The organism is Sphingobium xenophagum NBRC 107872 (assembly GCF_000367345.1).
GTDB classification, from domain to species: domain Bacteria; phylum Pseudomonadota; class Alphaproteobacteria; order Sphingomonadales; family Sphingomonadaceae; genus Sphingobium; species Sphingobium xenophagum.
In genome coordinates this window covers 30664-43909 of record NZ_BARE01000023.1, presented here as the reverse complement: position 1 = coordinate 43909, position 13246 = coordinate 30664, and the positions used below count along the sequence as shown (strand labels likewise).

General features: G+C 63.8%; 13 protein-coding genes. 5 read left to right on the top strand and 8 right to left on the bottom strand.

Annotated features, from left to right (window positions below; genetic code table 11):
• Window positions 1–24: 24 nt before the first annotated feature.
• The 6 genes from sufC to SX1_RS11935 all read right to left on the bottom strand — a co-directional run bounded on the left by sufC (window position 25) and on the right by SX1_RS11935 (window position 4678).
• Window positions 25–783: a Fe-S cluster assembly ATPase SufC gene (gene sufC, locus SX1_RS11960; protein ID WP_026002477.1), complete on the bottom strand. Its 759-nt coding sequence runs from the start codon at window positions 781–783 to the stop codon at window positions 25–27.
• 3 nt (window positions 784–786) lie between these two features.
• Window positions 787–1242 carry a hypothetical protein gene (locus SX1_RS11955; RefSeq protein WP_019053173.1) on the bottom strand — a complete coding sequence of 152 codons (456 nt, stop codon included), beginning with the start codon at window positions 1240–1242 and terminating at the stop codon, window positions 787–789.
• The gene (locus tag SX1_RS23800) at window positions 1239–1640 is read right to left on the bottom strand and encodes an endonuclease domain-containing protein (RefSeq protein ID WP_255209746.1); all 402 of its coding nucleotides are present in this window, start codon (window positions 1638–1640) and stop codon (window positions 1239–1241) included. The genes SX1_RS11955 and SX1_RS23800 overlap by 4 nt, the downstream gene beginning before the upstream one ends.
• Before the next feature lie 98 nt (window positions 1641–1738).
• A complete protein-coding gene (gene sufB, locus SX1_RS11945) occupies window positions 1739–3226 on the bottom strand; it encodes a Fe-S cluster assembly protein SufB (protein ID WP_019053171.1) in 1488 nt (495 codons plus the stop codon).
• Window positions 3223–3633 carry an RrF2 family transcriptional regulator gene (locus SX1_RS11940; protein ID WP_017183592.1) on the bottom strand — a complete coding sequence of 137 codons (411 nt, stop codon included), beginning with the start codon at window positions 3631–3633 and terminating at the stop codon, window positions 3223–3225. Before SX1_RS11940 ends, sufB begins: the two co-directional genes overlap by 4 nt.
• Window positions 3634–3733: 100 nt before the next feature.
• Entirely contained in the window at window positions 3734–4678 is a 945-nt protein-coding gene (locus SX1_RS11935; protein ID WP_019053170.1) for a helix-turn-helix transcriptional regulator, read from the bottom strand.
• 350 nt (window positions 4679–5028) lie between these two features.
• Between SX1_RS11935 and SX1_RS11930 the strand changes: the two genes are divergently transcribed.
• Window positions 5029–6072, top strand: coding sequence for a quinone-dependent dihydroorotate dehydrogenase (locus SX1_RS11930; protein WP_026149705.1), 1044 nt, complete (start codon window positions 5029–5031; stop codon window positions 6070–6072).
• A 170-nt stretch (window positions 6073–6242) separates the two neighbouring features.
• Here the strand turns inward: SX1_RS11930 and yczR are convergent, their stop codons facing one another.
• A complete protein-coding gene (yczR, locus tag SX1_RS11925) occupies window positions 6243–7706 on the bottom strand; it encodes a MocR-like transcription factor YczR (RefSeq protein ID WP_026149704.1) in 1464 nt (487 codons plus the stop codon).
• Between the two features lie 90 nt (window positions 7707–7796).
• Here yczR and yczE point away from each other — a divergent pair, with 90 nt between their 5' ends.
• The 3 genes from yczE to SX1_RS11910 all read left to right on the top strand — a co-directional run bounded on the left by yczE (window position 7797) and on the right by SX1_RS11910 (window position 10173).
• Entirely contained in the window at window positions 7797–8399 is a 603-nt protein-coding gene (gene yczE / locus SX1_RS11920) for a membrane protein YczE (protein WP_019053167.1), read from the top strand.
• Window positions 8400–8467: 68 nt separating this feature from the next.
• The gene (locus SX1_RS11915; protein ID WP_017183597.1) at window positions 8468–9652 is read left to right on the top strand and encodes an NHL repeat-containing protein; all 1185 of its coding nucleotides are present in this window, start codon (window positions 8468–8470) and stop codon (window positions 9650–9652) included.
• A 14-nt stretch (window positions 9653–9666) separates the two neighbouring features.
• Window positions 9667–10173: a DUF1993 domain-containing protein gene (locus tag SX1_RS11910; protein ID WP_019053166.1), complete on the top strand. Its 507-nt coding sequence runs from the start codon at window positions 9667–9669 to the stop codon at window positions 10171–10173.
• A gap of 14 nt (window positions 10174–10187) precedes the next feature.
• Here SX1_RS11910 and SX1_RS11905 read toward each other — a convergent pair whose 3' ends face one another.
• Window positions 10188–10670: a hypothetical protein gene (locus tag SX1_RS11905; protein WP_017183599.1), complete on the bottom strand. Its 483-nt coding sequence runs from the start codon at window positions 10668–10670 to the stop codon at window positions 10188–10190.
• Window positions 10671–10756: 86 nt separating this feature from the next.
• On the opposite strand from SX1_RS11905, the gene gyrB reads away from it, so the two are divergent.
• Window positions 10757–13246 (top strand): DNA topoisomerase (ATP-hydrolyzing) subunit B, encoded by a 2490-nt coding sequence (gene gyrB, locus SX1_RS11900; protein ID WP_026149703.1) that lies wholly within the window; start codon window positions 10757–10759, stop codon window positions 13244–13246.

Genomic DNA, 13246 nt, shown 5'->3' with positions numbered 1-13246 from the left:
CACCGCGATAGGACAGATATTCCGTTATCCGACCACCTCGGCCCCAACCACATCAGAATAGCCTTCACGTTCCAGTTCGAGCGCCAGTTCCGGGCCGCCCGACTTCACGATCCGCCCGCCAGCCAGCACATGGACATAGTCAGGCTTCACATAGTCGAGCAGGCGCTGATAATGGGTGATGAGCAGCACGGCCTTTTCGGGCTTGCGCATGATCGCGTTGATGCCAGCGCCCACGATCTTGAGCGCGTCGATGTCCAGCCCGGAGTCGGTTTCGTCGAGGATCGCCAGCTTGGGATCGAGGATGCCCATCTGCACCATTTCGGCGCGCTTCTTTTCGCCGCCCGAAAAGCCGACATTCACCGGGCGCTTGAGCATATCCATGTCGAGGCCGAGCAAAGCGGCCTTTTCCTTGGCGAGGCGGATGAATTCGCCGCCATTCAGTTCCTTTTCGCCGCGCGCGCGCTTCTGGCTGTTGAGGCTTTCGCGCAGGAACTGGAGGTTGGAGACGCCGGGGATTTCGACCGGATACTGGAAGCCCAGGAACAGGCCGGCGGCGGCGCGTTCATGCGGGTCGAGATCGAACAGGTCAGCGCCATCGAACGTCGCGGTGCCGCCGGTCACTTCATAACCGGGACGGCCGCCCAGCGTGTAGGCCAGCGTCGATTTGCCCGCGCCGTTCGGCCCCATGATCGCGTGGATTTCCCCCGCGTTGATCTGGAGCGACAGGCCTTTCAGGATCGCCTTGCCGTCAATTTCATTGGTCAGTTGGTCGATCGTCAGCATCATTTATCCTTCGTGCGCGCGCTGGAGCGTGCGGGCGGTCCAGAAGGCCATGTCCCGCACGTCACCGGGCGCCGGAAACAGCGTGTCGATATGCCGCTTGATCGGCATATAGGGCCACCAGTCGACATTCTCTTCCGGCGGCCCTTTTTCGAGCAGCGCCACCACGAATTCGCTGACCGGACCCATGCGGGCCAGGTTGGGGGCCTTCGCCTTGTGGAACGCCTTGTCCTTGCGCAGCTTCTCGGTCATGGCGGCGTCCGCCTTGTCCAGCGCGGCGCGGCTGTCGGCCTCGAATGTGTCGAGATCGCCGAAATCGGCGCGGGCGCGCTGTTCCAGCTCGCCTTCCTCCAGCTCATAATCCTCAGTCAGGATGCGGATCGCGGCGGTCCATGACTGGCCATTGCCAACATCCTCCGCAAAATCCGCGAGGGCATCCTGAATATCGTCTTCGTCGCTCAAAATTCTGTTCCTTGAGAGGGAGAAAGCCCCTCCCCTTCAGGGGAGGGGTTGGGGTGGGGGTATGCCCAACGATCCGGAGCCTGTTCAAGCCGATGCAGGATCGTTTCGCACACCCCGTCAAGATTGCTGATCACATCTGCATTGCCGACATGCAGCACCGAAAGGCCAAGCCTGTTCAATGCTGCATCGCGCTTGAGGTCCGCCAAAATATCATGTGTGTCGCCATCCACTTCGATGACCAACCCCTTTTGCGGACAAAAGAAATCGGCAATGAACGGGCCTATGACTGATTGGCGGCGGAATTTATGGCCACCGAGTTGGGAACGGGACAAACGAGTCCATAAGCGTTTTTCCGGTTCGGTGGGATCACGACGCATGTCGTGAGCGAAGCCATCCAATTGAGCGAGGCGCTCAACCGACAGCCCCCACCCCCGGCCCCTCCCCTGAAGGGGAGGGGAGTTTAGGCGGTACGCCTGATCACGGGGCGTGAGCGACCTCACCCCACGCTGCCTTCCAGCGAGATCCCCAGCAATTTCTGCGCCTCGACCGCGAACTCCATCGGCAGTTGTTGCAGCACTTCGCGGGCGAAGCCGTTGACGATCAGGCCGACGGCGCTTTCCTGGTCCAGGCCACGCTGCATGGCGTAGAAGAGCTGATCATCGCTGATCTTGCTGGTGGTCGCTTCATGTTCGATCTGGGCGCTAGGGTTCCGCACCTCGATATAGGGGACGGTGTGCGCGCCGCACTGATCGCCGAGCAGCAGGCTGTCGCACTGGGTGAAGTTGCGCACGCCCTCCGCGCCCGGCGCGACGCGGACGAGGCCGCGATAGGTGTTGTTGCTGCGTCCCGCGCTGATCCCCTTCGACACGATGGTCGAGCGCGACCCCTTGCCATTGTGGATCATCTTGGTGCCGGTGTCGGCCTGCTGCATATTGTTCGTCAGCGCGACCGAGTAGAATTCGCCCACGCTGTTTTCGCCGTTCAGCACGCAACTGGGATATTTCCAGGTGATCGCGCTGCCGGTTTCCACCTGCGTCCAGCTGACCTTGGAATTGCGCCCCTGGCAGAGTGCGCGCTTGGTCACGAAATTATAGATCCCGCCCTTGCCGTCCGCGTCGCCGGGATACCAGTTCTGGACGGTCGAATATTTGATCTCCGCATCGTCGAGCGCCACCAGTTCGACCACGGCGGCATGAAGCTGGTTCTCGTCGCGCATCGGTGCGGTGCAGCCTTCGAGATAGCTGACATAGCTGCCTTCGTCGGCGACGATCAGGGTGCGTTCGAACTGGCCGGTATTTTCCGCATTGATGCGGAAATAGGTGCTGAGTTCCATCGGGCAGCGAACGCCCTTGGGGATGTAGACGAAGGTCCCGTCGGAAAAGACCGCGCAGTTCAATGTCGCGAAATAATTGTCGTGCATCGGCACGACCTTGCCCAGCCACTTCTTCACCAGATCGGGATATTCGCGCACCGCTTCGCTGATCGAGCGGAAGATGACGCCCGCCTCCTCCAATTCCTTCCGAAACGTGGTGGCGACCGACACCGAGTCGAACACGGCGTCGACCGCGACGCGGCGGCTGCCCTTCACCCCGGCGAGCATTTCCTGTTCGGCAATCGGGATGCCCAGTTTCTGGTAGGTGGCGAGGATTTCGGGATCGACCTGGTCCAGCGAATCCAGTTCCACCTTCTTTTTCGGTTCGGCGTAATAATAGGCGTCCTGATAGTCGATCGGCGGGACGTTGAGCTTTGCCCAGTCGGGCGGCGTCATCGACTGCCACATCGCAAAAGCCTTCAGCCGCCAGTCGAGCAGCCATTGCGGCTCGTTTTTCTTGGCGGAGATGAAGCGGACCGTGTCTTCGTTCAGCCCCTTTGGCGCGAAGTCCTGTTCGATGTTCGACGCCCAGCCATGTTCGTAGGTGGACGCACGATCGGCGGCCTCCTGCGCCTGGGCATTGCGCGCTTCTCTGGTCGTCACTTCGGTCATGCCAATTCTCTCGTCAAACTCGCGATCGTAACCCCGGCCAGCGCCGAACGGATCGCCATGTTCGCCACATTCATATGCGGGCGGATGCGGCAGTCCTGCTCCAGCGTGCAGTCATGTGCGCCGGTGTCGGCACAGGCGGTCATGGCGATCGGCCCTTCGACCGCCTCCACCACGTCGGCCAGCGTGATCGTGGCGGGGGGACGCGACAGGCGCACGCCGCCCCCGGTGCCACGACTTGATTCGAGCAGGCCCGCAGCAGACAGGCGGCTCACCAGCTTCTGCGCGGTAGGCAGCGGAATGCCGGTTTCCGCGCTCAGCGTCGTCGCGTTCATCTTGGCCGCGCCGCAATGGCGCGCGGCGGCCGACATCAGGACCACGGCATAGTCAGCGAAGCTGGACAATTTCATGCGCGTTGCGAACCATTCTCAAATCAGACTAAATTCGTCTGATTGGGCATTTGGTCCCGCCCGCATCAATTATCAAGGCTTTTTTGGCTTTGCTCTTGCCTCAGCTCAGGCGGTTGAGCGTCGCCACATCCCCGCCCAGCGACCGGCGCAGCAGGGTCAGTTGCGCGACGGCGGACGGTTCGGTCTGCAACTGGTGCGGGGTCAGGCCGATGAAATGCTTGATTTCCCGGATGAAGTGGGACTGGTCGTAAAAGCCCGCTTCCTCGCACATGAGTTGCCAGCTTTCCCGATCGAGCGCGATCTTGGCCGAACAGCGCAAAGCGCGATATTTGCGGGCCAGCAATTTGGGCGGCGCGCCATAATATTTGTTGGTCAACCGGGCGAGCTGGCGCGGGGACAGGCCAGTGGTTTCGGCCAATATCTCGATCCGCGGCGACCCTTCGTCCATCAGCCAGGCGTCGACCGCATGGAGCAGCGTCCAGATGGCCCGGCGCGGCGGTTTGATCTTTGCGCCCAATCGCGCCCAGCACAGCGCCGCCATAACGTCCGCCTGATCATCGTCCAGCGCGCGCAGATCATCGAGCAGGCGTGTATAGGCATCGCCCTTTTCCGCCGCCATGTCACACAGGCGGTCCGCCAGCAGACTGGCATCCTTGCCATAAAGAGCCAGCCAGCCGGCGGGCAGCAGCGAAATGCCCACGACGCGTGCGGGCCGGTCCAGTTCGAACCGGGTTGCGCCCATGGTGGGGCCAAGCAGGCAGACGTCGGGCGTCGCCATCGCTACGCCGTCCTGAAAATGATAATGGCCCCCGCCGCTCAGCATGAAGCGCAATTGTGGCACATCGGCACGGGTCGCGTCGGCATATTGGTCCGCCGACACAGTGAACAGATAGAGCGAGCCGAAATAGGCGCGTAAATGTTCCGGTGGGGCAAAGTAACGCAACCGCACCGGCCCCTGCGCAGCCGCCACGGTATAGGATAGTGGCCCCCGGTCGTCCGGCAGAGCGACACCGCCCCCGGTCCTGTCGATGTTATGCGACCCCATATTCTTACCCCAGTTGGGATTTACTATGCGCCAACATCGCCGCCGCGCAAGCAGGATGGATAATGAATCGTAACTTTTGTTGTTTTCTGTTGCGCCGCACAAAAAAATGACCCGGCAATTTGCATTGCCGGGTCAGGAAAAGGTCTCATCGGCTGGAAGCCTAAGAGCCTTCGGGTCGCAGGGACGCTTTACCCCCGAATCGCGGCAATATTATTGGACGGATCAGACATTTTTTCGCCGAAAACGATCCCAAACATGACGTTTCCTGTTATGAAATGACGTGGGGCGAGTCTGTTGCCATGCTGCAACAGCGACTCGACGGGCCGCCCCGCCGCTGGCATAGCGCGGCCATGCCCTACCGCCTGATCCGCCCGCTTTTGTTCGCTCTGGATGCCGAGCGCGCCCATAATCTGTCGATCGCCGCGCTGCGCCTGATGCCGACTCCGGCCCCGCTGACGCCCGATCCGGCGCTCGCCAGCACGGTTGCGGGACTGCATTTCCCCAACCCGGTCGGCCTGGCGGCCGGTTATGACAAGGAAGGGCGAGTCGCGCACAAGATGCACGGGCTGGGCTTTGGCTTTGCCGAACTGGGGACGCTGACCCCCCTGGCCCAGCCGGGCAATCCCCGCCCGCGGCTGTTCCGGCTGGTCGAGGACAGGGCGGTGATCAATCGTTTCGGCTTCAACAATGGCGGACAGGGCGCGGCGGCGGACCGGATCGCGCGCTATCGCCGCCCGGTGGGGGAAGGGCCGGTGATCGGCATCAATATCGGCGCGAACAAGGATGCGACCGACCGGATCGCCGACTATGTCACCGGGGTTCAGGTCATGGCCCCGCTGGCGGACTATCTGACGGTCAACATCTCCTCCCCCAACACGCCGGGCCTGCGCGCCTTGCAGGATCGCGCTGCGCTCGATGAGCTGCTGGGCGCGGTGATGGCGGCACGGGGTAGCCGCGCCACGCCGATTTTCCTGAAGGTCGCGCCCGATCTGGAACCGGCGGATGTGGAAGATATTGCCGCCGCCTGTCTCGACCACCGGATCGACGCGCTGATCGTGTCCAACACCACGATCACGCGCCCGGCGCTGCGGTCGGCCCATGCAGGGGAAACGGGCGGACTGTCCGGTGCGCCGCTGACTGACCTGTCATTACAAAAACTACGCGATTTCCGTCGCTTGCTGGGCGATCGGCTGCCGCTGATCGGCGTTGGCGGGATTGGCAATGCGGAGCAAGCCTATGCCCGCATCCGCGCAGGCGCATCGCTGGTCCAGCTCTATAGCGCGCTGGTCTATGAAGGGCCGTATCTGGCGAAGCGGATCAATCAGGGTCTCAAGACGCTGATGGCGCGCGACGGCTTTGCCACCATCGACCAGATTGTCGGCATCGACGCCTGACGGGCGCTGTCATTTAGAGTCTGTGCCGAAATGCGCGAAAGAGCGCAGTTTAGTTGCCGCACCGGCCCACACCCCCACCCGACCTCCCATTCAGGATACACTCTGTGGGCGGTCGGGTAGGCGTGTGGGCCGGTGCGGATGCATCAAAGGCGCATTTCGGCACAGACTCTTCAGATCAATCGGTCCGCCTCCAGCGCGAGCGCCAGCGAGTCGCGGCCCCTGGGGGTCCGTGCGTGAAGATGGGCGTCCGCCTGGACCAGCCGTTCCACGCCGATCGCAAGCTGGGCTTCGGGCAGGGTGAAGGGCAGGCGCAGGAAGCGTTCGAACGCGCCGCTGACGCCGAAGCGCGGCCCGGCGGCGACGCGCACGCCCAGGCTTTCGGCCAGTGCGGCGAGCGCGGTTGCCTCCGCACGGGGCAGTTCGGCCCAGAGCGACAGGCCACCCGCAGGCGATTCGACCCGCCAGTGGGGCAGATGCTGTTCGAGCAGCGCCAGCAGATGGTCGCGCCGCCCGCGCAGCATGTCGGCGCGCGCGCCCAGCCCTTCGTCGGCGTCGATCAGGTGCGCCACGGCAAGCTGTTCGACCACGGGACTGGCCATATCCGTCGTCGTGCGCAGGCGGCCCAGCGCCGCGACCGTCTGCGGATCGGCGCGAATCCAGCCCACACGCAAGCCGCCCCAGAAAATCTTGCTGGCCGACCCCATGGTGATGACCTGTCGCCCGGACGGATCATGGATCGCGACCGGCGGGGGCGGGGCGAAATCCAGCCCCATCGCTACCATCGTTTCGTCGATCACCAGCGGCGTGTGGCTGCGCGTGGCAGCCGCGACCAGCGCGCGACGAGTCGCCGGCTCCATGCTGCGCCCGGTGGGATTGTGGAAATCGGCGATCAGATAGGCAAAGCGCGGCGCGGTCTGGCGAAAAGCCGCGTCCATGGCGTCAATATCCCAGCCATGGGCCGGCAGGCCGACCGGCACCGGCACGACATGCGCGCGCTGCAACGCCTGGAGCGCGTTGTGATAGGTCGGGTGGTCGATCACGACGCGATCGCCCGGCCCGGCAAGCCAATGGAGCAGCAGCGAAAAGCCCTGCTGCGCGCCATTGGTGATGATGATCTGATCCGCATCCGTCGGGCAACCGCGCCGATCGAAATGGGCCGCGACCGCGCGCCGCAAGACGGGCAGGCCGAGCGGATCATAGCCCAGATCCCCCAGATAGGCGGGCAGCGCCTCGACCGCCGCCTGCATTGCGCGACCGACGCCCGGCGCAGCGGGCAGCGCGGCATGGGTCCAGTTGAGCAGATTGCCGCCGGTGATCATGTCAATGTCTGCCTGGGGCGGTTCGACCCGGCCCGGCGGCAGGCGGGTGACGCTGCCCGACCCCTGCCGGCTTTCCAGATAGCCTTCGTCCCGCAGCCGGTCGAACGCCGCCGCTATCGTCGTGCGCGACAGGCCAAGCGCGGCGGCCAGTTCCCGCTCGCCCGGCAGGCGGACGTTCAGCCCCACCCGCCCGTCGAGCACCAGCATCCGCAACGCCTGCGCCAGTTGGCGATAGGCGGGCTGGGCGCTGTCCTGCGCGCGCCATGCACCCAGCAGGCGGAGCAGGGAAGGCGGGCGAAGGAAGGAAGTGGACATGATGATCTGATCCAATTGGCCGATGGTCAGGGCCATTTATGTCGAAATGGTCCTTTTGGAAAAGGCCAATTGTGAAGAAGAAGCCTGCCCATGATGATGCACCGCCGCCTTTTCCAGCTATTCTGGGGCCTTGGCCTCTATGGTTTTTCGATGGCGCTGATGCTGCGCGCCAATCTGGGCCTCGATCCCTGGGACGTGCTGCATCAGGGGATTGCGCCCCGGCTTGGCTTAAGTTTCGGCATGACGGTCAATCTGGTCGGCGCCATCGTGCTGTTGCTGTGGTGGCCGCTGCGCCAGCGGCCGGGCATCGGCACGGTGACCAATATCATCGTGATTGGCATGGCGGTGGACCTGTCGCTGATGCTGCTGCCGGTGCCGGAAGGCTATATGATGCGCGCGACCTGGCTGGCTGCGGGCATCGTGCTCAACGGCATTGCCGGGGGTGCCTATATCGGCGCGGGGTTGGGGCCGGGGCCGCGCGACGGGTTGATGACCGGATTTTGCCGCCGCAGCGGGTGGCCAGTCAAATGGGTCCGTACCGGCATAGAGATCAGCGTGCTGGCGATCGGCTGGCTGTTGGGCGGGACCGTGGGCGTCGGGACCATCCTCTATGCCATGAGCATCGGCTGGATCGTCCACCACGCCCTGCCCTGGTTCCGCATAGACGCGTCGGCGCGTGCAGCGATCGCCTGAACAGTGATTGACCGGGGCGGCTATCCGGGCATGATCCGCCTGCCCCATCCTGATAGCGGAGCCGACCGATGCGCCCCCTCCTCGCCGCCGCCTTGTTACTGACCCTGACCGCAGCGACGCCCGATGAGCGCGCGCTCGCCCCGCTGGCCTTTGAACAGGTCGCGCCGGCGGGCACCAAAATGCCGCGGTTCAAGGTCGATGCGGCATGGCCGACCATGCCCGCCGACCTGCTGCTGGGCCAGGTGAGCGGCGTGGCGGTCGCGCCCGACGATTCGGTCTGGGTCGTTCATCGCCCGCACAGCCTGACCGCGACCGACACGGGCCTGGCGCAAAGCCCGCCGATCGCGGTCTGTTGCAAGCCAGCCCCACCTGTGGTCCATTTTGCCAGCGACGGGCGCTATCTGGGCGGTTGGGGTGGGCCAGACAGCGCGCCAAGCGTCGGCGGCGTCAACCAGTGGCCAGCCAGCCTGCATGGCATCTTCGTCGATGCAGCGGGAACGGTCTGGTTCGGCGGCAATGGCAAGGACGATCATGTCGTGCTGAATTATCGTGCCGACGGCACCTTCATCCGCGCGTTCGGCCAGCGCGGCAAGACCGGCGGCAATGATGCGACGGACCAGTTGGGCAACCCGTCCGATGTCAATCATTCCGACGGCATGGTGCTGATTTCGGACGGTTATGTGAACCGGCGAGTGATCGGATATGACGCGCGCACCAATGGCTATAAGGGCCGATGGGGCGCCTATGCCAGGCCGCCGATCGCGCCGACGCGGCAGGGCGCGTTCGACCAGAGCCATGCGGTCGACCCGAGCAAGATCGCCGATCCCAAGGCGCAGACCTTCGCCGACATCGTCCATTGCGTCGTGCCGACCAGGGACGGGCATGTCTATGTCTGCGATCGCAACAATAATCGCGCGCAACTCTTCAAGCGGGGCAAGGATGGCGACCTGACGTTCGTGCGCGACCTGGTGATCGCGGGCGAGACGGGCGGCACCCATACAGTCACCGACATCGCCTTTTCGCCCGATCCCGACCAGACCTATCTTTATGTCGCGGACATGATGAACGGGCGCATCTGGATATTGGAGCGCAAGACGCATGCCGTGCTGGGCGCGATCGGCCGGGTCGGACGGCAGGCGGGACAATTTACCTGGCTGCACAGCATTGATACCGACAGCGAGGGCAATATCTATGCAACCGAGGTCAATACCGGCCGGCGCGTGCAGAAGCTGGTGTTTACCGGCATCCAGTGAGAGGGGGACGCTTCATGACGACCGAATTATATGAACTGACCGTGCCCGTCTTCATCCGCGGGCTGAACGCGCTGTCGGCGCTGCTCGACAAAGGCTCTGCCTTTGCCGCCGAAAAGGGGATCGACCCGGCGACGCTGACCGGCGCGCAATTGATCGCCGACATGAAGCCGCTGACCGCGCAGGTGCAGTTCGCCTGCGATACCGCCAAGGGTACGGTGACGCGGCTGGGCGAGCTGGAGCCGGTGGCGATGGCCGACACCGAACAGACATTTGCCGAGTTGCAGGCGCGGATCGCCAAGACGATCGCACTGCTGGAAGCGGTGCCGCGCGACCGGATCGACGGGCGCGAGGATGCCGATGTGGTGTTGAAGGTGCCGGGCGCCGACATTCCCTTTACCGGCCGGTCCCATGTGCTGACCTTTTCCCTGCCCAATTTCTATTTCCACCTGACCATGGCCTATGCGCTGCTGCGCCAGGCGGGTGTGCCGATCGGGAAAATGGACTTTCTGGGCGGGGTCTAGTGGTCCACTAGCGCTTAACCGGCGATCAGCCGGACATAGGCGCTGGCGACCCAGCCGCTGACGCAGGGGCCGTCATAGGGCTGTTTGCGATCGACGGGGGAGGAAACGCCGCAATCGGGGGCTTGCGCGCCATTGTCGGCGGCAGGCGGCGGTGCCAGCACGACGCCCAGCCATTTCTGGTCGAGGCTGCGGGTGCAGATATAGGCGCGATCGCCTTCGTTGAGGGTGGCCAGCACCTTCGCATCGCCAAAGGGGGCGGCGCGCAGCGGCTGCCCCCCTGCCCCGGTGCGCAGCACCTGTCCCATGCCGCCGCAGGCGTCGAGGCGCGGGCCATCCTCCCCAATCGTCACGGCGCGTGCGACCGGCGCGTCCATGCGGCTTTCCGACACGTCGGCGCGCGGTGCGCCCGCCAGCGAACTGTTGGGCAATTCGTCCAGCACCTCGCGGCTGTCGGAACAGGCGGCGAGCAGAAAAATCAGGGCGATGGCGCGCGTCATGGCACAGGGGATAGACTGGTCTGGCGTGCGGGGAAAGGCACCATGTTTCGCTTTAGTTTCAGCGAGGCTTTCCCTATATGCTCGGCATGAGCGACGAACCCCAGAATAGCCCGAACAGCAACGCATATGGCGCCGACAGCATCAAGGTGCTGAAAGGGCTGGACGCCGTGCGCAAGCGGCCCGGCATGTATATTGGCGACACGGACGACGGATCGGGCCTGCACCATATGGTGTTCGAGGTCAGCGACAATGCGATCGACGAGGCGCTGGCCGGCCATTGCGACCGGATCGACATCACCCTGAACCCCGATGGATCGGTCAGCGTCATGGACAATGGCCGGGGCATCCCGACCGGCATCCACAGCGAAGAAGGCGTGTCGGCGGCGGAGGTCATCATGACCCAGCTGCACGCGGGCGGGAAGTTCGAGAATACGTCGGACGACAATGCCTACAAGGTGTCGGGCGGCCTGCATGGCGTGGGCGTGTCCGTGGTGAACGCCCTGTCCGACTGGCTGGAACTGAACATCTGGCGCGACGGGCAGGAACATTGGATGCGGTTCCGCAACGGCGACGCCGAAGCGCCGCTCAAGGTGCTGGGTCCGGCGGCGCCGGGGCAGAAGGGGACCAAGGTCACCTTCCTGTTTTCCGCCGAGACATTCAAGAACGTCACCGAGTATGATTTCGACAAGCTGGAGCATCGCTATCGCGAACTGGCGTTCCTCAACAGCGGCGTGCGCCTGTTCCTGACCGATGCGCGGCATGAGGAAAGCAAGACGGTCGAGCTTTATTATGAAGGCGGCATCGCGGCCTTCGTCAAATATCTCGATCGCAACAAGGCCGCGATGATGCCGGAGCCGATCGCCATTTCCGGCACCCGCGACGATGTTACCATCGACGTCGCGCTGGAATGGAATGACAGCTATTATGAAAATGTGCTGTGTTTCACGAATAACATCCCGCAGCGCGACGGTGGCACCCATCTGGCCGCATTCCGCGCGGCGCTGACCCGCACCCTCAACAATTATGCCGATAAATCGGGCATGTTGAAGAAGGAGAAGGTGTCGCTGACCGGCGAGGATATGCGCGAAGGGTTGACCGCGATCGTGTCGGTCAAGCTGCCCGATCCCAAATTTTCGTCGCAGACCAAGGACAAGCTGGTCAGTTCCGAAGTGCGCCAGCCGCTGGAAAGCCTGATGGCCGACAAGATGGCCGAATGGCTGGAAGAAAATCCCACCCATGGCAAGATGATCGTCCAGAAGGTGATCGACGCCGCCGCCGCGCGCGAAGCGGCCAAGAAGGCGCGCGAACTGACCCGGCGCAAGGGCGTGCTGGACATTGCCAGCCTGCCCGGCAAGCTGGCCGACTGTCAGGAACGCGATCCGGCCAAGTCCGAACTGTTCCTGGTCGAAGGCGATTCGGCAGGCGGGTCGGCCAAGCAGGGCCGCAACCGGCACAATCAGGCGATCCTGCCGCTCAAGGGCAAGATATTGAATGTGGAGCGGGCGCGGTTCGACCGGATGATTTCGTCCAAGGAAGTCGGCACGCTGATTCAGGCGATGGGCACCGGCATTCGCGACGATTTCAACATCGAAAAGCTGCGTTACCACAAGATCGTCATCATGACCGACGCCGACGTCGATGGCGCGCATATCCGCACGCTGCTGTTGACCTTCTTCTACCGCCAGATGCCGCAGATCATCGAGGCCGGGCATCTCTTCATCGCCCAGCCGCCGCTTTACAAGGCGACGCGGGGGCGCAGCGAACTTTATCTGAAGGACGACGCCGCGCTGGAGCAATATCTGGTCGACAATGGCGTCGAATTGATGGTGCTGGATGGACCGGGCGGCAGTCGGACCGGCCATGACCTTAAAAATCTGGTCGATCATGCGCGACGGATGCGGTCGGTGATGCGCTATGTCCCGCGCCGCTATGATCCCGCGATCATCGAAGCGCTGAGCCTGACCGGCGCGCTGGACCCCGAATTGTCGCAAGATGCGCAGGCAGAGCGACTGGCGGCTGCGGTTGCATGGATGGGCGCGCAGGATGCGGAGGGCAAATGGACCGGCCGGATCGCGGAGGAAGGCGGCTTCCATTTCGAGCGGCTGTGGCGCGGCGTGACCGATCATCATGTCATCGAGCATGGCTTTGTCGGTTCGGCCGAAGCGCGCAAGCTGCACACGCTGGCGAGCGAGGAATCGCAAAGCTATGTAACGCCGTCGCGGCTGGTGAGTGCGAAGGCCGCGCAGGCGGCCGAGGATGCGGGCGAGGATGATCTGCCAGCGGTCGCGGCGAAGGGTTCGACATTGGTGACCCGGCCAAGCGAATTGCTGGCCGCGATCCTGGCCGCGGGGCGCAAGGGGCTGGCGATCCAGCGTTACAAGGGGCTGGGCGAGATGAATGCGGAACAGCTGTGGGAAACCACGCTGGACCCCGACAATCGATCGATGCTGCGGGTGGAGGTCGAGCAGGCGGATGTCGCCGACGAGATTTTCAGCCGCCTGATGGGCGAAGTGGTCGAACCGCGCCGCGAGTTCATTCAGGACAATGCGCTGAACGTCGCCAATCTGGACGTCTAG

Excerpts from the sequence above, each read along its gene's own strand:
- yczR (WP_026149704.1), bottom strand. The coding sequence starts at position 7,706 with ATGTCCACTTCCTTCCTTCGCCCGCCTTCCCTGCTCCGCCTGCTGGGT.
- SX1_RS11930 (WP_026149705.1), top strand. The coding sequence starts at position 5,029 with ATGCCCTACCGCCTGATCCGCCCGCTTTTGTTCGCTCTGGATGCCGAG.
- SX1_RS11935 (WP_019053170.1), bottom strand. The coding sequence starts at position 4,678 with ATGGGGTCGCATAACATCGACAGGACCGGGGGCGGTGTCGCTCTGCCG.
- SX1_RS11915 (WP_017183597.1), top strand. The coding sequence starts at position 8,468 with ATGCGCCCCCTCCTCGCCGCCGCCTTGTTACTGACCCTGACCGCAGCG.
- SX1_RS11910 (WP_019053166.1), top strand. The coding sequence starts at position 9,667 with ATGACGACCGAATTATATGAACTGACCGTGCCCGTCTTCATCCGCGGG.
- sufC (WP_026002477.1), bottom strand. The coding sequence starts at position 783 with ATGCTGACGATCGACCAACTGACCAATGAAATTGACGGCAAGGCGATC.
- SX1_RS11905 (WP_017183599.1), bottom strand. The coding sequence starts at position 10,670 with ATGACGCGCGCCATCGCCCTGATTTTTCTGCTCGCCGCCTGTTCCGAC.
- gyrB (WP_026149703.1), top strand. The coding sequence starts at position 10,757 with ATGAGCGACGAACCCCAGAATAGCCCGAACAGCAACGCATATGGCGCC.
- SX1_RS11940 (WP_017183592.1), bottom strand. The coding sequence starts at position 3,633 with ATGAAATTGTCCAGCTTCGCTGACTATGCCGTGGTCCTGATGTCGGCC.
- sufB (WP_019053171.1), bottom strand. The coding sequence starts at position 3,226 with ATGACCGAAGTGACGACCAGAGAAGCGCGCAATGCCCAGGCGCAGGAG.
- yczE (WP_019053167.1), top strand. The coding sequence starts at position 7,797 with ATGATGATGCACCGCCGCCTTTTCCAGCTATTCTGGGGCCTTGGCCTC.